The organism is Nocardia salmonicida, from assembly GCF_036142455.1.
Classification (GTDB): domain Bacteria; phylum Actinomycetota; class Actinomycetes; order Mycobacteriales; family Mycobacteriaceae; genus Nocardia; species Nocardia salmonicida.
Window position 1 is genome coordinate 7,249,985 of the sequence record NZ_CP108014.1, and the last position, 17,678, is coordinate 7,267,662.

Annotated in this window: 17 protein-coding genes and 1 tRNA gene; 7 read left to right on the forward strand and 11 right to left on the reverse strand. The window is 67.4% G+C overall.

The window, feature by feature from the left end; genetic code table 11:
* Positions 1 to 38: 38 nt before the first annotated feature.
* The 3 genes from OHS03_RS33780 to icmF all read right to left on the reverse strand — a co-directional run bounded on the left by OHS03_RS33780 (position 39) and on the right by icmF (position 4,858).
* Positions 39 to 446, reverse strand: a complete 408-nt coding sequence (locus OHS03_RS33780) for a DUF3224 domain-containing protein (protein ID WP_328659619.1) — start codon at positions 444 to 446, stop codon at positions 39 to 41.
* A gap of 53 nt (positions 447 to 499) precedes the next feature.
* A complete protein-coding gene (locus OHS03_RS33785; RefSeq protein ID WP_328659621.1) occupies positions 500 to 1,567 on the reverse strand; it encodes an amidohydrolase family protein in 1,068 nt (355 codons plus the stop codon).
* A gap of 81 nt (positions 1,568 to 1,648) precedes the next feature.
* A complete protein-coding gene (icmF, locus tag OHS03_RS33790; protein WP_407942439.1) occupies positions 1,649 to 4,858 on the reverse strand; it encodes a fused isobutyryl-CoA mutase/GTPase IcmF in 3,210 nt (1,069 codons plus the stop codon).
* Positions 4,859 to 4,994: 136 nt separating this feature from the next.
* Between icmF and OHS03_RS33795 the strand changes: the two genes are divergently transcribed.
* Positions 4,995 to 5,969 (forward strand): DUF2157 domain-containing protein, encoded by a 975-nt coding sequence (locus tag OHS03_RS33795; RefSeq protein WP_328659624.1) that lies wholly within the window; start codon positions 4,995 to 4,997, stop codon positions 5,967 to 5,969.
* Position 5,970: 1 nt separating this feature from the next.
* Here the strand turns inward: OHS03_RS33795 and OHS03_RS33800 are convergent, their stop codons facing one another.
* Entirely contained in the window at positions 5,971 to 6,522 is a 552-nt protein-coding gene (locus tag OHS03_RS33800) for a hypothetical protein (protein ID WP_328659626.1), read from the reverse strand.
* A gap of 96 nt (positions 6,523 to 6,618) precedes the next feature.
* Between OHS03_RS33800 and OHS03_RS33805 the strand changes: the two genes are divergently transcribed.
* Together OHS03_RS33805 and OHS03_RS33810 are read left to right on the forward strand one after the other, a co-directional pair.
* Positions 6,619 to 7,689 carry an enoyl-CoA hydratase/isomerase family protein gene (locus OHS03_RS33805; RefSeq protein WP_328659629.1) on the forward strand — a complete coding sequence of 357 codons (1,071 nt, stop codon included), beginning with the start codon at positions 6,619 to 6,621 and terminating at the stop codon, positions 7,687 to 7,689.
* 84 nt (positions 7,690 to 7,773) lie between these two features.
* Positions 7,774 to 8,568, forward strand: a complete 795-nt coding sequence (locus tag OHS03_RS33810; RefSeq protein WP_062984543.1) for an enoyl-CoA hydratase — start codon at positions 7,774 to 7,776, stop codon at positions 8,566 to 8,568.
* Here the strand turns inward: OHS03_RS33810 and OHS03_RS33815 are convergent.
* From OHS03_RS33815 to OHS03_RS33830, 4 genes are all read right to left on the reverse strand, one after another.
* Positions 8,565 to 9,617, reverse strand: coding sequence for a hypothetical protein (locus OHS03_RS33815; RefSeq protein WP_328659631.1), 1,053 nt, complete (start codon positions 9,615 to 9,617; stop codon positions 8,565 to 8,567). The genes OHS03_RS33810 and OHS03_RS33815 overlap by 4 nt on opposite strands.
* Positions 9,618 to 9,642: 25 nt before the next feature.
* The gene (locus tag OHS03_RS33820; RefSeq protein WP_328659633.1) at positions 9,643 to 10,230 is read right to left on the reverse strand and encodes a MarR family winged helix-turn-helix transcriptional regulator; all 588 of its coding nucleotides are present in this window, start codon (positions 10,228 to 10,230) and stop codon (positions 9,643 to 9,645) included.
* A 39-nt stretch (positions 10,231 to 10,269) separates the two neighbouring features.
* A tRNA-Cys gene (locus tag OHS03_RS33825) sits at positions 10,270 to 10,341 on the reverse strand.
* Positions 10,342 to 10,457: 116 nt separating this feature from the next.
* Entirely contained in the window at positions 10,458 to 11,084 is a 627-nt protein-coding gene (locus OHS03_RS33830; RefSeq protein WP_062984441.1) for an Rv0361 family membrane protein, read from the reverse strand.
* 273 nt (positions 11,085 to 11,357) lie between these two features.
* On the opposite strand from OHS03_RS33830, the gene OHS03_RS33835 reads away from it, so the two are divergent.
* Positions 11,358 to 12,389: an alpha/beta fold hydrolase gene (locus OHS03_RS33835; protein WP_328659635.1), complete on the forward strand. Its 1,032-nt coding sequence runs from the start codon at positions 11,358 to 11,360 to the stop codon at positions 12,387 to 12,389.
* 44 nt (positions 12,390 to 12,433) lie between these two features.
* Here the strand turns inward: OHS03_RS33835 and OHS03_RS33840 are convergent, their stop codons facing one another.
* From OHS03_RS33840 to OHS03_RS33850, 3 genes are all read right to left on the reverse strand, one after another.
* Entirely contained in the window at positions 12,434 to 13,243 is an 810-nt protein-coding gene (locus OHS03_RS33840) for a Cof-type HAD-IIB family hydrolase (RefSeq protein ID WP_328659637.1), read from the reverse strand.
* Positions 13,244 to 13,308: 65 nt separating this feature from the next.
* Positions 13,309 to 13,641: a hypothetical protein gene (locus tag OHS03_RS33845; protein ID WP_328659639.1), complete on the reverse strand. Its 333-nt coding sequence runs from the start codon at positions 13,639 to 13,641 to the stop codon at positions 13,309 to 13,311.
* Positions 13,642 to 13,939: 298 nt separating this feature from the next.
* Positions 13,940 to 14,875 carry a GlxA family transcriptional regulator gene (locus OHS03_RS33850; RefSeq protein WP_328659641.1) on the reverse strand — a complete coding sequence of 312 codons (936 nt, stop codon included), beginning with the start codon at positions 14,873 to 14,875 and terminating at the stop codon, positions 13,940 to 13,942.
* Positions 14,876 to 14,965: 90 nt separating this feature from the next.
* Here OHS03_RS33850 and OHS03_RS33855 point away from each other — a divergent pair, with 90 nt between their 5' ends.
* The 3 genes from OHS03_RS33855 (at position 14,966) to OHS03_RS33865 (ending at position 17,670) form a co-directional block, all read left to right on the forward strand.
* Complete coding sequence (locus OHS03_RS33855) at positions 14,966 to 15,853, forward strand: saccharopine dehydrogenase NADP-binding domain-containing protein (RefSeq protein WP_328659643.1); 888 nt, start codon at positions 14,966 to 14,968, stop codon at positions 15,851 to 15,853.
* 465 nt (positions 15,854 to 16,318) lie between these two features.
* Positions 16,319 to 16,960, forward strand: coding sequence for an SgcJ/EcaC family oxidoreductase (locus OHS03_RS33860; RefSeq protein ID WP_328659645.1), 642 nt, complete (start codon positions 16,319 to 16,321; stop codon positions 16,958 to 16,960).
* Positions 16,957 to 17,670 (forward strand): SDR family NAD(P)-dependent oxidoreductase, encoded by a 714-nt coding sequence (locus OHS03_RS33865; protein ID WP_328659647.1) that lies wholly within the window; start codon positions 16,957 to 16,959, stop codon positions 17,668 to 17,670. Before OHS03_RS33860 ends, OHS03_RS33865 begins: the two co-directional genes overlap by 4 nt.
* Positions 17,671 to 17,678 lie beyond the last annotated feature (8 nt).

Genomic DNA, 17,678 nt, shown 5'->3' on the forward strand with positions numbered 1-17,678 from the left:
GGGCAGTGGAACTGCCCCGCCGTTCGAATCGGAGCGGTTCAGCCCAGCTCATACTCGAACCAGATGTGGTGTCCGCCTTGGGCATCCACGTACAACGCGCCGGTCCCGGCGATGCCGGTCAATTCCCCGGTGCCGCTGCTGGGGACGATGTGGAAGAACTCGTCGGTGCGGTCGGTACCCGCGGTAGTGGCGGAGTGGACGAAGTTGAACGCACCGGCCTTGCCGTTCAGCGCACCCTCGAACGACTCCATCGCGAGGTAGGTGCCCGCGCCGGTGTCCATGTCGAAGGCGGCGGTGAACAGCGTGGCCGAGAGTCCTTCGATCTCGCCCGCGTAGGACTTCGTCATGGTCGAGATGCCGACCGGCATCCCGGTGACGATGGGGGGCTGCGGCGTCAGCTCGGTGGGATCGAACGCGGTGACCTCGAAGGTGCCGATGGCTTTCATGCGCCGATGCTAAACCCGCGCACCGACAGAAACGAGCGAGCGTGCGCGGCGATTCACTCGGCCGGCTCGATCCGATAGAACCGGATGGCATTGCCGCCGAACACCTTCCGCAGGTCGTCGGTGCTCGCACCCGCCTCGCTCAGGCCGGTGGCCGCGGTCTCGGCTGCTCCACCGAGGCTGGTGATGGGCTTGTCGACGGGAAAGTTGGACCCCCAGATAAGCCGGTCGGCGCCGAAGACGGACAGTGCGTGCGCCAGTAGCGGCCGCACCCGGCCGAGCAGCGTCGGCACGGGCGTCGGCGTGCCGCGTCGCGGCACCGGATGGCCGAGCACCGGCATCATCAGCCCGCTCACCTTGGCCACTACGTTCGGCTGCGCGGCCAGATCGGTGAGGTCTTCGCGCCACCGATCGAACAGGGCCTCCCGCTGCGCGGCGGTGTGTCCGGTGTTCTTGCCGACCGGTCCGAAGATGCCCGCCGGGGTCCCCAGGTGATCGAGCACGATCGGTACCTCGGGAAACCGTTCGGCCAGTGCCGTCACCTCGGGGAGCTGCCCCGAGTACACCCACGCGTCGAACGAGAGCCCCCGCTCGGCGAGCTGCCCGAAGCCGTCCAGGAAGGCGGGGGCGGTGAGCGCGCCGTCGTGCGCGGCGAACGACTTCACGGCGGGATCAGGGTGATGGGCGACCATCGTCCGGATGCCCCGGAACAGCGGCGACGCGGATTGATGCGCATCCAGCACCGCGCCGAAGTCCGCGGCGGCGGGGTCGGCCGAGCCGATGATCGTGGCCAAGGCGGGTGTGTCGACACCGAAGGGCAGGCTCGCCACCCAGCGCGTCTCGTCGGGCTTCCAGCCTGTCCATTGCACCTCGATTTCCACGATCGATTCGACCGGCGTATTCCCCCGGTCGGCGCGGTAGTCGGCCGGCAGATAGGGCTGCAGGTAGGCGCTGGGGTCGCCGACGAATTCGCGGTCACCACGCGGGGCCAGCTTCGCCGCGATATCGACCGGCACGGGCAGATAGCGCATCAGTTTCGCCAGCTTGCTGAACTCGCGTGGCGTGGCATGGGGATCCCACTGGTGAATATGGGCATCGATGATGTCGAAGTCGGTCAGATCCATGCTGTGCGTCCCGTCGCCGCCGCTGGCATTGTTCTCGGCGATTGTCACACGTCAGCGGCGCGCAGCGACGGATTACGCTGCTCACACCGTGCGCCGATACTGTCCTCCCACCGCGAAGAAGGCATCGGTGACCTGCTGCAATGTGCACACCCGCGCCGCGTCCATGAGCACATCGAAAATATTGCCGTCGGTGTGGGCGACGTCGGTCAGCCGGGCCAGCGCGAGATGGGCTTGTTCGGCGTGATCGGCTTGGAAACTGTGCAGCCGGTCCAGTTGGGAGCGGCGTTCGGTTTCGGTGCCGCGGGCCAACTCCATCGGTGCGTGCTCGGTGTCGTCGTCGCGGCCGCGGAAGGTGTTCACCCCGACGATCGGCAACGATCCGTCATGTTTGCGCTGTTCGTAGCGCATGGACTCGTCCTGGATGCGACCGCGCTGGTAGCCGGTCTCCATGGCGCCGAGCACCCCGCCGCGTTCGCTGATCCGCTCGAATTCGAGCAGCACCGCCTCCTCGACGAGATCGGTGAGTTCGTCGACGATGAAACTGCCCTGGAGCGGATTCTCGTTGACGGCCAGTCCCCATTCCTTGGCGATGATGAGCTGAATCGCCAGCGCGCGGCGCACCGAATCCTCGGTGGGGGTGGTCACCGCCTCGTCGAAAGCGTTGGTGTGCAGGCTGTTGCAATTGTCGTAGACCGCGATCAGCGCCTGCAGGGTGGTGCGAATGTCGTTGAACTGCATTTCCTGTGCGTGCAGCGAACGACCCGAAGTCTGCACGTGGTACTTGAGTTTCTGGGCGCGTTCGCCCGCGCCGTACCGGTCGCGCATCGCGATAGCCCAGATCCGCCGGGCGACCCGGCCGATCACCGTGTACTCGGGGTCCATGCCATTGGAGAAGAAGAACGACAGATTCGGGGCGAAGTCGTCGATCGCCAGCCCGCGCGCGAGATAGGTCTCCACATAGGTGAATCCGTTGGCGAGGGTGAAGGCGAGTTGGCTGATGGGGTTCGCGCCCGCCTCGGCGATGTGATATCCCGAGATCGAGACCGAATAGAAATTTCGGACGTCGTTGCGCACGAACCATTCCTGCACATCGGCCATCATGCGCAGACTGAATTCGGTGGAGAACAGGCAGGTGTTCTGGCCCTGATCCTCCTTGAGAATGTCGGCCTGTACGGTGCCACGCACGGTCGACAGCGTGCGCGCCCGGATCTCGGCAGCTTCGCCGGACGTCGGCTCGCGGCCCTCGGCATCGGAGAAGCGGTGCAGCGCTTGGTCGATGGCGGTGTTGAGGAAGAAGGCGAGGATGGTCGGGGCGGGACCGTTGATGGTCATCGAGACCGAGGTAGTCGGGGCGCCGAGGTCGAAACCGTCGAACAGGGTGCGCATGTCCTCGACGGTGGCCACCGAGACACCCGAGGTGCCCACCTTGCCGTAGATATCGGGGCGCGGGGCCGGATCGTGGCCGTAGAGGGTCACCGAGTCGAACGCGGTGGACAGGCGGGTGGCCTCGGCGTGGGCGCTGAGGACCTTGAAGCGACGATTGGTGCGGGCGGGATCGCCCTCGCCCGCGAACATTCGAGCGGGATCCTCGTTCTCGCGCTTGAAAGGGAAAACGCCTGCGGTGAAAGGGAATCGGCCGGGGAGGTTCTCGGCGCGCAGGAAGCGCAGGAGTTCGCCGTCGTCGGTGAAGCGCGGCAACGCGACGCGGGGAATGCTGGTGCCGGAGAGGGACTCGCGACGCAGGGGTGTGCGCAGTTCGCGGTCGCGGATGCGGACCACCTGTTCGTCGCCGCGATAGCTTTCGGCGACCGTCGGCCATGCGGCCAGGGCTTCGGTCGAACTCGGGGAGAGCGCGGGACGGGCCCGGGTGAGCAGGTCGGCGACCGCCGCGTCGTCGGGGAGTTCGTCGTGGACCAGCGTCAGCCGTTGAATCCGCTGGGCCGCCGCGACTTCGCGCTGAGTATCGGCGTGGTAGCCGCGGACCGTGTCGGCGATGTCGGCCAGATACCGGACCCGCGACGGGGGGACGAGCTGGGCGAAGCGCGTGGAGACCGAGGTGTCGACGCGGGGCAGCACACCGGGTTCGAGCGTCAGGCCGTGTTCGGTGAGCAGACCGGTGAGGTGCTGGTACAGCGCGGTGACGCCGTCGTCGTCGAAAGTCGCGGCACTGGTACCGAAAACGGGCATGTCCGCGGGACTCGCGCCGAATTCCGCACGGTTGCGGATCAATTGGCGCGCCACATCGCGGACCGCGTCGGCCGCGCCACGGCGTTCGTACTTGTTGATCGCGACGACGTCGGCGTAATCGAGCATGTCGATCTTCTCGAGCTGGGAGGCGGCGCCGAACTCCGGCGTCATCACATACAGCGCCACATCGACGTGGTCGACGATGCCCGCGTCGCCCTGGCCGATACCGGGTGTCTCGAGGATGACCAGGTCGTGACCGGCGGCCCGGCAGGCGGCGATCATGGTGTCGATATCGTCGGGCAGTTCGTGATTGCCGCGGGTGGCCAGCGAACGGAAGTACACGTGATCGCCGTCGAGGGCGTTCATCCGGATGCGGTCACCGAGCAGGGCGCCGCCCGCTCGTCTGCGGGTCGGGTCAACCGCCAGGACGGCGATGCGCAGTTTGTCCTGCTGGTCGGTGCGGAGTCTGCGCACCAATTCATCTGTGAGGGAAGACTTTCCGGAACCGCCGGTGCCGGTGATGCCCAGCACGGGGACACGCCGTGTGGCGGCCGCCGCCACGATCGCGGCTCGGTCGGCATCGGACAGTGCGCCCTGCTGCAAGCAGGTGATGGTGCGCGCCAGCGCGTTTCGATCGCCGGTGTAGAGCGCGTCGAGGTCGGGGGCGGTGCGCGCGGGGTCGACATCGCAGAGCCGGATCAGTTCGTTGATCATGCCGGGCAGGCCGAGGCGCTGGCCGTCCTCGGGGGAGAAGATCCGCACGCCGCTCGCCGCGAGCCGCTCGATCTCCTCGGCGACGATCACCCCGCCGCCCCCGCCGAAGATGCGCACCTCGTCCGCGTCCGCCTCGCGCAGTGCCTGCGCCAGGTATTCGAAGAACTCGATGTGCCCGCCCTGATAGGAGCTGACCGCGACGCCCTGCACGTCCTCCTCGATCACCGCGTCGACGATCTCGCGCACCGACCGGTTGTGTCCGAGATGGATCACCTCGGCGCCCTGGGCCTGCAGAATCCGCCGCATGATGTTGATCGCCGCGTCGTGTCCGTCGAATAGGGCCGCCGAGGTCACGAACCGCACCGGATTCACAGGAACATGCAGGTCCATGACTGCCTCCGCCATGTAGTAGAGCGCCCGATACTAGGACATCAAAGTAATTCTAGTGTGAACCGCGTCACTCCGCCGCGAAACGCCCCGCCCAGCTTCCGGCGGAATCGTCGCCGCAGGTCGACATACTCGACGGATGGTTCGCGAGCATCGGGTGGATGTGGCGTTGGAACGATTGGTAGCCGCCGGGGTGATCAGTGGGGAGCAGCGGACAGCGGTGTTGCGGGCGGTCGACGAGCAGGATCGGACCGGGCGCGCGAGTGGGGGATGGGTGGCTGCCGAGATCGTGGCGTATGTGGGGGCCGGGCTGGTGGCCGCGGGTCTGGGGTTGTTCATCGACAAGGCGTGGGCGCAGGTGGCGCAGTCGGGGCGGGTGGTGCTGCTGGTGGTGGTGACCGGGTGCGCGATGTGGGGAGCGGTGGCGTTGGCCGGTGGATGCGTGGGGGTGTACCGGCGGGTGCCGATCGCCTCGGCGGGGCGGGTCAGGTTGGCCGCGGTGCTGCTCGTGCTGGCGGCGGTGGCGATGACCGGCGCGGTGGCGACGGCGTTCGACCAGCACCACGGCGACGAAACGGCGATCGCGGCCTCGGTCGCCGGACTGCTTGTCGCGATACTGGGGTATCTGCTGGTGCCGAGCGCGCTCGGTATGGTCGCCGTGGCCTGCTTCGGTGTCGCGAGCATCCTGAGCGTGACCTCGGAGCTGTTCGATTCCCGATCGCCGTGGCAGGGGATCGCGCTGATGATGTTCGGCGCGTTGTGGTTCGGCCTCGCATGGGCTCGCCTGCTGGTGGCCGAAGGGGCCGGATACCTACTCGGCGGGGTGATCGCGGTGATCGGGGCGCAGACGCTGACGTTGGGCGAATCGCTGTGGCGGCCCGGCTCGACCGCGCTGATCGGGGTGGTCTGCTTCGTGCTGTACGCGATTCGGCGCGACGCCGTGCTGGTGCTCGGCGGGGCCGCGGGGACCGCGATCGCGGTGGTACAGGTGGCGGCCGACTACACCACCGGAGGTCCGGTCGTGGCGAGCATGGTGCTGGCGATCGGCGCGCTCGTACTCATGGTCGGCCTGGTCGTCCTGCTCACTCGGCAAGGGCCACTGCGACCTGGGTGAATCAGAGGATCAGGGTGGTTTCCTGGGCGCGGATCGTGCGGAAGAAGCGCGGGCCCACGTCCGCGCCGTCGTGGTTGTAGCTGTCGATGATCTCGGCGAGTTCGTCGGCGAGTCGGCGCAGGTCCTCGGTGGCGGTGATGCGGTCGAATTCGTCGGGTTCCCAGCCCCATGAGGGCGGGATATCGGTGATCGTGACGACGATCTGGTCGGCGAACGGGGTTGTGACGGCCACGGTGAGTTCAGCGGGGGCCGCGGCGAGGGGGCTGTGGACGGTGACCTCGCCGGGGGCGCCCGCGGCGACGAAAGTGCGGGCGAAGGCGATGTCCTCGCGGACGAATTCGACGATCGACGCGGTGCTCGCGTGCCTGCCCGCGCGGTGATGGCGCGAACCGTAGACGCGGTCAGGGGCGGTGCCGGAACCATTGTGGCCCGCGGATTTTCGAAGCAAACGCTCGAGCATGCGCTCCGCGGTGGCGCGCTCGCCCGCGCCGGTGTTCTCGTGGTCGATCAGTGCGCGCAGGCGGGTGATCCGCACGAAGTGGTCGCTGCCCATGCTCTGATTGTGCCGCAAATCGGACGCGGTGGAATGCGTCACAGACGGCGCGCCACAGTTTCGGATCCTCCGATATCCGACTTTATCGTGACGGGCATGAGTGAAGCGGAAGTGCTGTTCGAGGTACGTGGCGGGCTCGGTGTGATCACGCTGAACCGGCCGCGCGCGATCAACGCGCTCAACCACTCGATGAGCCTGGCCATCACCGAGAAGCTGCGGGCATGGGCTATGGATCCGGCGATCCGGACCGTCGCGGTCGTCGGCGCGGGCGAGCGCGGCCTGTGCGCGGGCGGCGACATCGTGGCCATCCATCGCGACGCGAAGACGATCAACGGCGGTGGCCCGGACGTACCGGCGCCGATCGACACCGCGTCGGCGGCGTTCTGGCGTGACGAATACCTGCTCAACGCTCTGATCGGCAGCTACCCGAAGCCGTACGTGGCGGTGATGGACGGCATCGTGATGGGTGGCGGAGTGGGCTTGTCGGCGCACGGCAGCCACCGTATCGTCACCGAGCGCTCGCAGATCGGCATGCCCGAAGTGGGCATCGGCTTCGTGCCCGACGTCGGCGGCACCTATCTGCTCTCGCACACCCCCGGCGAGCTGGGCACCCACGTGGCGCTCACCACCGCGCGGATGGGCGCTGGCGACGCGATCGTGGCCGGCTTCGCCGATACGTTCGTCGCCTCCGAAGACCTGTCCGCCCTGCTCGACGCGTTGCGCACCGCCCCGGCCGACGAGGCGATCGCCCGATTCGCCACGCCCGCACCGGAATCCGAACTCGACGCCCAGCGCGACTGGATCGATACCTGCTACGCCGCCGACACCGTCGAACAGATCGTCGAGGCGCTGCGTGCGGCAGATTCGCCCGAAGCGACCAAGGCCGCCGATGACCTGCTGTCGAAATCCCCGATCGCGCTGAAAGCGACCCTGCGCGCGCTGCGCGCTGCCCGCGACCTGACATTGGCCGGGGCGCTGAATGCCGAACTGCGGATCACCGTGGCCGCGCTGAGCACCCACGATCTGGTCGAGGGTATCCGCGCGCAGGTGATCGACAAGGACCGCGCGCCGCACTGGTCGCCCGCCACGCTCGCCGACGTCACCGATGCCCAGGTCGACGCCTACTTCGCCGCGCTCGGCGAGCGCGAACTGGGACTGCGGGCCTGATCGGCGCGGTACCCCGCACCGGTGGGCGACCTGGCTCGGTATCGTCAGCGTGATCCGTGACCGTTGACTGACAAGAGGGTGGCCGTGACCGAATTCGAGACGATTCTGCTGGAGCGCAAGGGCGGCGCCGACGGGAAGGGCGGGGTCGGCTGGATCACCCTGAACCGGCCCAAGGCGCTCAATGCCCTCAATGCCCAGGTACTCGACGACGTCATCGCCGCGCTCGACGAACTCGACGGCGACGATTCCATCGGCGCCGTGGTGATCACCGGCTCGGCGAAAGCCTTCGCCGCGGGCGCCGACATCAAGGAGATGGCGCCCAAGTCGTACATGGACATGTTCCTGGCCGACTACTTCGCCCGCTGGGACCGGCTGGCCAACTTCCGCAAGCCCACCATCGCCGCCGTCTCGGGCTACGCGCTCGGTGGCGGTTGTGAGCTGGCGATGCTGTGCGACATCCTGATCGCCGCCGACAGCGCCAAGTTCGGTCAGCCCGAGATCACGCTCGGCGTCATCCCCGGCATCGGCGGCTCGCAGCGTCTCACCCGCGCGATCGGCAAGGCCAAGGCGATGGATCTGATCCTGACCGGCCGGATGATCGGCGCCGAGGAAGCCGAGCGCTCCGGGCTCGTGTCGCGGGTCGTGCCCGCCGACGAATTGCTCGACACCGCGCTCGAGGCCGCGCAGACCATCGCGTCGATGTCGCTGCCGGTCGCGATGATCGCCAAGGAGGCGGTGAACCGCTCGTTCGAGACCACCCTCGCCGAGGGGCTGCTGTTCGAACGCCGGGTGTTCCATTCGCTGTTCGCGACCGAGGATCAGAAGGAAGGCATGGCCGCCTTCGTCGAGAAGCGACCGCCGAACTTCAGCAACCGCTAGTTCGGTTTCCAGCGCGGCGCACCGTCGATGAAGTGCGCGGTAGTCGGCGCGGTGCCCTCCTCAGGGGACCGCGCCGAGGTGTTGTCGTTGCTGAGCAGGCCGACGACGGTGCCACCGAGGGTGGCCGTCACCGCGACCGCGGCGAGAAGTTTTCGGTGGCTCGCGCGCGGCGCGACGCCGATGACGCCCGCACCTCGTCGTGGCATGCGTAACCGCGCCGAGGGACGGCGGGCGCACAGCAGCACCGCGCCCCGAGCCGAAACATATTCCGGCTCAGGGTCGTACACGGTCGGCAGACCGATCAGCCGGCCCAGATCCGCCCGCAGACTCGGGTTGCGGGTGCAGCCACCCAGTAGTGCCAGCGCTCCCGGCCGCACCCCTGTCTCCTCGATCAGCAGACGCACGAACGAGGCCGAATGATGCAGTCCCGCTTCGCATAACGCGGCCAGGTCACTGCGGGTCAGTACCGTGCGGCCGCCGGTGTCGGCATCGGCGGCGGTGACAACCCTGGTGCGGCTCAACGATTCTCGGTGTTCGCGGCTGGCATGCGCGTCGGTCGAGATGCCGCTGCGCGCGAGTTGCCAGCGCAACAGCGCGTCGTAGCCGTTGCCGCTGAGGAGGGTGCTGCGTTTGCCCGCGATGATTGTCTCGGTGCGGCAGTCGGCGTGGGTGATGGTCAGACCGGAACTGCCGAGGTCGTAGAGCAGGACCGAGTCGGCGGCGGGCAGCAGGCCGGTGAAACGCAGGTAGCGCAGCTGGGCGAGCGGTTCGTCGACGATCGCGAAGTCGGCCTGGCCCGCGGCCGCTCTGATCGCGTCGGCCTGGAGCTCGCTGCGGCAGGTGACAGCCGTGCCGGAGATGTATTCGTCGCGTTCTGCCGCCGCCGCGCGCATACGGTGGATCGCGGTGAGTACCGATTCCTCCACCGAGCCCCCTGCCCGGCGCGGTACGTGAATCCGGTCGATGGGCGGCATGTGGGGCTGATCGGAATGGGTCAGCACGGCACGGGCTCCACCCGCGCCCGCCGATACCCCGAGGATCAGCACCATGGGCTACATCGTGGACCTTTTCGCGCTAGCTGCCAAGGGGGTCGGCCGAAGATTCACCCGTCGGTTGCCAGGTCGCGTGGAATGCGAGGTTTTCCGGGTCGTCGATATCGAAATCGCCCGCGGCGTGTCGGAATTGTGCCAGCAGTCGTATCAAATCGCGACCCTGATCGGCGGGCAGACCGGGTTCGGCGAACACTTCGGCGTTGAGTGCCGCCGTGGCCTCGGACACGGATTTCCTTCCCGCATCGGTGATTTCGATGAGAGTTGCCCGTCGATCGCTGGGGTGCGGGACCCGAATCACCAGCCCGGCGGCTTCGAGTCGATCGACGGTATTGGTCACGCTCGTCGGGTGCACCTGCAGACGCGCACTCGCCTTGGCCATCGGCAGGGCGCCGGTGCGGCTGAAACTGAGCAGTTGCAGGAGTTCGTAGCGGGAGAACGTCAGGCCGGACGGTTTGAGGGCCTCGTCGACGCGTGCCATCACGATCTGCTGCGCCCGGACCAGCGAGGTCACCAGGGCCATCCCGTCGGCGACCGATTCCCAGCCGTGGGCCACCCACTGCCGGTACGCCTCGGCGATGGGGTCATGGGAGAGCGGTCTGGGCCGTGACATGAATCCGATCATTCCACGACCCAGCCGCTTTCCCCACAGAGCGAGCGGCGGGAATTGAACCCGCGTTAACGGCTTTGCAGACCGTTGCCTAAACCACTCAGCCACGCCCGCCTCGCCATTGATAGTGCCGTGCGCCCGTGTGCACGACCAGGGTTGGGATCAGCGTGATCGCAATGGTCCCGGTGTCGATCCCGAGGATGCGCGGGGTCGCCCGAGGCGGCGTTCGATCAGTGTTTGTTGGCCGGTGCCGAGCAGATCTTCCAGGTGCCGTCTTCCTTGGTGAGGTGCTCCTCGGTGCTGGACTCGGTATCGGGCTCCTCGCCCTCCACCGACAGCGTCAGTTGGCCGGTCACCGTCGCCTTCGCATCGTCACCGGTGATGACGATGTCTTTGACGTCATCGATCGTCACCTGCACCGTCGCCCGCTCGAACTGCGCGCGCTGCTCGGTGGTGAGATTGTCGATCTCCGTGCGATCGGCCTGGCAAGCCAGCTGCGCGGCGGCGACGAAACCGTCGGAGTCGAGCGTGTCGTAGAAGTCGCGCACCGCGACATCGATCTGCTTCTCGTCCGACGACAGCGGCGTACGACCCTGCAACGTGAGCACCACGCCCGTTACCAGCGCGCCGATCACCACCAGCGCGACGACACCGAGCACGATGAACAACCCGGTCCGCTTCTTCTTCGGCGCGGGCGGCGGGATGAAAACGTCGGGTCCATCCGGATATTCGGGCCCCGGCGGCCCACCCGCGCCGAACCCCGCGTGCGGATACCCCGGCGGCCCGGATGGCATCCCCGGCTCGACCGGCGGCTGCTGACCGAAGGGAGGCTGCTGTCCCTCGGGCGGATTCGTCATGGCAACGCTCCTGATGTCATCGGGGGCGTCGGCCCCCACAACGTATGGAACCGTGCGAGATCGAGCGGGTACACCAAGCTTTCGGCGTACCGTAACCCGCCGATCCGGTCCGGCCAAATTTGGCCGATCCGGGATGTCGCGGATGTCGGCGCTGGACCGATCACGGCTATTCGCCGCCTTCACTGTGGTCTGTACCTATTCACTCTCAGCACCGGCAAGCGGGAACCTCCTCGGCCCTACTGTGTCGATCAGTAACAACAAAGGAGTTGTCCGATGCTTGCCTTGCTGGCGACGGCGTGGACGGGCATATCCAGTGCTCTGTTCGACGCTCACCGCGCGAACTTGCGGTCCCGTTCCTACGCGACCGCCGCGTTCAATCCGCCTACCGTCGCCCGTCGGATCGTCCCCGTGACCACCAGGGACGGAACTCGGCTGCGCGTGCACTCCTACGGCCCCGAGGACGCGCCTGCCATCGTGTTGGTGCACGGCTGGACCTGCGCTATCGAATACTGGAATGCCCAGATCAACGCGTTCGCCGGTGAGTACCGCGTCATCGCCTACGACCAGCGTGGTCACGGTGCCAGCGAGTTCGGCTCGAGCAAGCTCAGCATGGACTTGCTCGCCGACGATCTCGCCGATGTACTCGACGCGACCCTCGGCGCCGGGCAACGCGCGGTCCTGGTCGGCCACAGCATGGGTGGTATGACTCTGCAAGCCTGGGCAGGTCGATACCCGGAACAGGTCACGGCACGGGCGCATTCGGTGCTGCTCGCCAATACCGCGGCCGCGCACCTGATCTTCGAGACCACCATCGTGCCGCTGTTCAACCGGCCCTCCCGGCTGCTGAAACTCAAAGTGCCGCTGCCGTTCCTGGTGGGCCGCCTCGGTATCGGCTTCCCGATCGTCTTCCCTCCGATCGCCCCGGTGGAATGGCTGTTCGCCCGGCAGATCATGAGCACCGCCGCCAAGGGAGACCTGCTCGACTTCGGCATGAACATCGTCCGGTCCTGTCCGGCGCTGGTCCGGGCCCGTTTCGGGTTGCTGGCCGCCGACATGGATCTGGGCGAATCCGCGCGAAACCTGGTGGTGCCCACCTCGATCGTCGCCAGTTCCTTCGATGACGTTATCCCCGTTGCCCATTCCGATCGAATTTCGGAAATGCTGCGCGCGACAGGAAGTTTCGTGCGTATGGAAGTGTTGCCAACCGGTCATCTCAGTAACATCGAAGCCCAGCCGGAATTCAACGCGGAACTGACGCGATTGGTCGAGGCCGCCTACCACCGCCCGAAGGAGGCTGTCGGCTAGACGCCGACGTCTCTCCGCGACTCCGAGTGTCGGCCGGGGCCCGACTACATGTTCTCGAAGAGCCGCTCGATGACGACCGCGACCCCGTCCTCCTCGTTCGACGCGGTATGCCTGGCCACCGCCGTTCGCACACTGGGGTGGGCGTTGCCCATCGCGTACCCGGTGCCTGCCCAGTTCAGGATCGTGAGGTCGTTGGGCATATCGCCGAAGGCGTAGACGTCGTCGGCGGCGATACCGCGTTCGGCGCACAGCTTGGCGAGCGTGCCGGCCTTGGTGACCCCCGGCGCGCTGATCTCCAGCAGGCCGCGACCACCGGAATGAGTGAACTGCGCTGTCCCTGCTGCGAATTCCTCGGCGGCGGCCACCAGGAAGTCCGCGTCGTGCCCCGCCGAGAAGGCGAGGAGCTTCACGATGGGGACATCGAGGGTCCACAGGTCCGCGAGAGCCCGCACGGGTGACTCGGCCCCGGTGTCCCGCGTCAGCCTCGGTCGGTACCCAGGTTCGAAGAACACCCGGTGGCCGGTCTCGACCGCGAACCCGACTCCCTCGACCGCTCCGGCGACCGCATACGCCACGGTGCGCGCCGCGGCGACGGAAAGGGCACGGGACTCGACCACGGTGCGAGATGCGATGTCGTAGACGAGGGCCCCGTTGCTGCACACCGCGGTTCCGGTCAGCCCTGCCGCGGCGACGAGGGCATCGAGGTAACGGGGTGGACGCGCGGTGACAACAACTATCTCCACCCCGGCGCCGATGGCGGTCCGCAATGCGTCGAGCGTGCGCTGGGAGACTGTGCCGTCAGCGCGTAGGAGGGTGCCGTCGAGATCGGTGGCGATGAGGCGGGGCAGCGTCATCGGATCACTCTATGGATATGTCCGGCACCCGTGATCTGCGTGCTCACTCGCGCCCACGATTCCGATCAGGTTTGTGCATCGTCGACGGGTGGGTTCGACTCGGGGCGTGCGCGTTCGAACTCGCTCGCCCTCGAGGCGCGCCAACTCTTGATGAATCGCTCGGCTGACTCGGCGGAGATCTCCACGTGAGGCTCGTCCCTTCCGGGGGTGTAGCGCTGGAGGTACTCGGTAGGACCCCAGGTGAAGTCCCTGCCGAACGCTTCGTCGGTCGGCACAGGTCGGGTGGCGGTCCGGCGCACAAGCCCGGTAATCCGACGCGCGCGCCAGCCCTCTCGGTCGTGCCACTCGTCCTCGAACAATGCGAAGTAGCGCACTGCGGGTTCGTTGCTGTCAGGCATCGTTTGTTGTCCTTCAATGGGATTCGCGTCGGCGCCGTGCTCGATTCTGTATAGCGGAATTCGGTAGCCACCCTGTGAAAGTGACTGGTATTCAACACCTCTGGGCGTTCACCTGCTGCGCTGGGACGTGATCGACCTCGGGCTGCGACCGCACATTCCTCGGTGGAGCGCTGCTGGGTGGATCACGATGCGCGAGCAAGACGACTAGTTGTCACCGAGAGCGGTAACTCGTTGTGGCAACAGACAAATGACAGCCGATAGCCACCGGCGAAATAACGCAACCGCAAGATCAACGCTGTCAGTCGCGGGCCTGGAAGGCGCGCCGGTATACGGTCGGCGATACGCCGGTGACGCGGGCGAAGTGCGCGCGCAAGCCGGAGGGTGTGCCGAAACCGCAGGCCGCCGCGATCCGTCCGACGGGTTGGTCGGTGCTCTCCAGCATCTGCTGGGCTCGACGGACCCGCTGTTGCAGCAGCCACTGCAACGGTGAGAGCCCGAGCGCATCGGCGAACCGCCGCTCGATGGTGCGGACGCTCACGCGTGCGTGGGCGGCGAGGTCGGCGGTGGTGAGCGGGCGGTGTAGTTCGGCGGCCGCCCAATCGAGTAGCGGAGCCAGCCAGCTGTCGCCGGAGGTGGGGGCGACAGGCCGGATGTACTGGGCCTGTCCACCGTCGCGGTGTGGGGGCATGACGATGCGACGGGCGACCTCGGCCGCGGCCGCCGCGCCGTGGTCGGATCGGACGAGGTGCAGGCACGCGTCGATACCGGCCACGGTGCCGGCCGACGTGATCACGTTGCGGTCCTCGATGTAGAGCACTGACGGGTCGACCCGGACGGCCGGATAGCGCCGGGCGAGCTCGTCGGCGTGCACCCAGTGGGTGGTGGCGCGACGGCCGTCGAGGATGCCGGCCGCGGCCAGGACGAACGCGCCGGAACAGATCGAGAGGATGCGCACGCCGCGCCGGTGGGCGTCGCGCACCGCGTCGACCAGTTCGGGCGGCGGGCCGTCGTGCACGTTGAGGCAGGCAGGCACGACCAGGGTGTCGGCGCGCTCCAGGTCGCCGGACGGTGTTGCCGGGTCGAACTGGAAGGCGGGCAGCAACGGAACCGGATCGTCCCCGACAGCGACGACGGAGAACTCGTACCAGGGGGACACGACGTGCGAGCGGTCGATCCCGAAGACCATGCACGGCACGGCCGCCTCGAAGATCGGCATGCCGGCCGCGATCACCATCACGATCCGATGGGGCTCATGTCGCGAATCTAGCGAAGGTTGTCGTTCACGACACTCCCCGCCCGGGGTGCTGGTCGTCAGGATTATGCGATGCCCCCGTTCCCTGTTGCTGTCTACGGCGCCTACGGCCACACCGGCCGACTCCTCGTCGACGACCTGTGCCGACGTGGTCTCGTCCCGGTGCTCTGCGGCCGCGACGCACGCCGACTGGCTGCCCTCGCCGCCGAACATCCTGGCGCGGACGTGCGGCCGGCATCGCTGGATGCACCGGCCGACCTGGACCGGGCGCTGACCGGCGTCGCGGCTGTCGTCAACTGCGCAGGCCCGTTCGGCGACACCCCACCCGCCCTGCGCGACGCAGCCCGGCGGGCCGGGGTGCACTACCTGGATGTCGCCGGCGAGGCACTCGTGGCATGGCGGACATTCACCGACTTTCCACCACCGGAGAGCACGCTGCTCATACCGGCGGCCGGTTTCTTCGGCGCACTCGGCGACCTTCTGGCGAGCGTCGCCTACGGTGCCGCACCGTCGCCGGCCGATGAGGTGAGCGTGGCCATCGCCCTGAACGGCTGGACGCCGACCGAGGGCTCGGTCCGCGCCGGGAAGCTGCGCGCCGGTCGGCGCGTGGTGTATGTCGACGGGCACCTCGACGTGCGGTCCGGCACCCCGGAACCCGTTGGGACGTGGGAGTTTCCACCACCGTTCGGCCGGTGTGAGGTGACGGGCGAGTTCCCCACGGCCGACGTCGTCACGATCGCCCGGCACCTGCCCACCCGGGCTATCAACGCGTACCTCCATGTGCCGTCACCCGGCGAGCCCGGCTCGATGCAGCGCTTCCTGGTCGAGGTCGCGGTCAGGTGGGGTGAGCAGCAAACCCGCGTCTGGGCAGGCGGCCGCGACATCTACGAGTTCAGCGCCGTCCTGGCCGGTGAGGCGGTCGACCGTGTTCTACGCGGGGGTCGAAAACAACCGGTCTGACCACCGTCTCCGAGGCCTTCGACGCGGCCGACTTCCTGCGGGCGCTCCCTCTGGACGTCCTCGAACTCGGCTGAATCACAGGGCGCGGGCGTTTACGCCGAGAGGCAAGCCATGAGAGCCACGCCGCTGACGCTGACCCTGTCGAGATCGGCGGATTGGTCGATGGGTTCGACGATGACCTTGCGCCGGTCGCCGGGATCGGCCGCGCGGCGGACATAACCGGCTGGTTCGAGACGTCGACGAGCAGGGGCGTCGGGTCGGTGGTCCCCAGTCCGACTGCCGTCGCGCTCGTTCGAGCATGCGGCACAACGGCACTCGGGTACCGGCGGAAGACCGGGCCTGCATCGGTTTCGCGTTCATCCGTTGACAATGGCTCATCCTTCTCGTAATCTCTTCTTTAACGAAGATACTTCTTGTGAGCATTGAGATCTTACAAGCAGGGAAAATTACGAGAGAGGTTCCTCCATGAACGCGACTATCGCCGATGCCGAATCGACCGCCACTCCCGCCAGGAATCGTCGGCGCACCATCGTGCGAGCTCTGGGTGCGACCGCCCTCGCGCTCGGCGTCACTGCGGGCGGCGGATACGTGTGGCTGAGTCAGACCTCGGATGTGCGCGACACTGGAGTCGCCGAGTGCACCGGCGTCGAACCCGACGGGGGCACCCCTGCCGATCTGCAGGGTGTGTGTGCCACGCTCTCGGAGATGACCGCCGCGTGGGGGCGCAACGACGCCGACGCCTATGGCGCGACCTTCACTGAAAATGCCACCTACACCACCTTTGTCGGCACCCACTACGCGGGCCGTCAGGATCTCACCGAGGGGCATCGGGCCCTGTTCAATGGATTTCTGAAGGGCACCGAGCTCGCCGACTCGTACCTGGACGTGCGCTTCTACGGCGGTGACGTCGCGATCGTCACCAGCCGGGGCGACCGCTACGACGACGAGCGCCCCGCCGAGCTATCCAAGACCCAGACCTACACGATGGTGCACGAACCGGACGGCAAGTGGCGGATCGCCAGCTTCCACAACACCCAGCGGCAGCGAGTCATGGAGCGCATCTCCTACCTGTTCGATCCGGCGACCAAGCCCGCGGCCGAACGATGAGGGCGCTCATCACCGGGGCCAGCGCGGGCATCGGCCGGGCCTTCGCGATATCGCTTGCCGAGCAAGGCTATTCGGTCACCGCGGTGGCCCGCGGAATTGCCGACCTGGACCAGTTGATGTCCGAACTCGGCGCGGGGCACGACTGTCTCGTCGCGGACCTCGCGACCATGGAGGGGCTGCGCGCGACCGCCGCACTGCTCCGGAGCGGCGGCTACAGCCTCTTGGTCAACAATGCGGGAACCGCCACGCACGGTGACTTCGCCGAGCTTTCGCTCGAATCCGCGCTCACAGTAATGGATCTCAACTGCCGGGCGGTCGTCGTCCTGGCCCACGCGTTCCTCGACCATGCCGTGGCAGGCAGCGCGCTGGTGAACGTCTCCTCCACGCTCGGTTACACCCCGAAGCCGGGAATGAGCGTCTACAGCGCCTCGAAGGCCTTCGTCACCACGTTCTCCGAAACGCTGTGGCACGAACAGAAATCCTGCGGCGTGCATGTCCTGGCATTGTGCCCGGGCGTCACCGCCTCCCGAACCAGCGCTGATGTACCGCCCTGGCTGGTCCAGACGCCGCAGCAGGTCGTGGACCGTGCCCGGAAAGCCCTGTCCGACAAGGCCGGTCCGGTAGTCCTCACCAACCGGACCAATCGACTGTTCACCGCCGCGCTGCGGCTACTACCGCGCAAGACCGCACTGGCCGTGCTCGCGCACTGAAAGGAAAC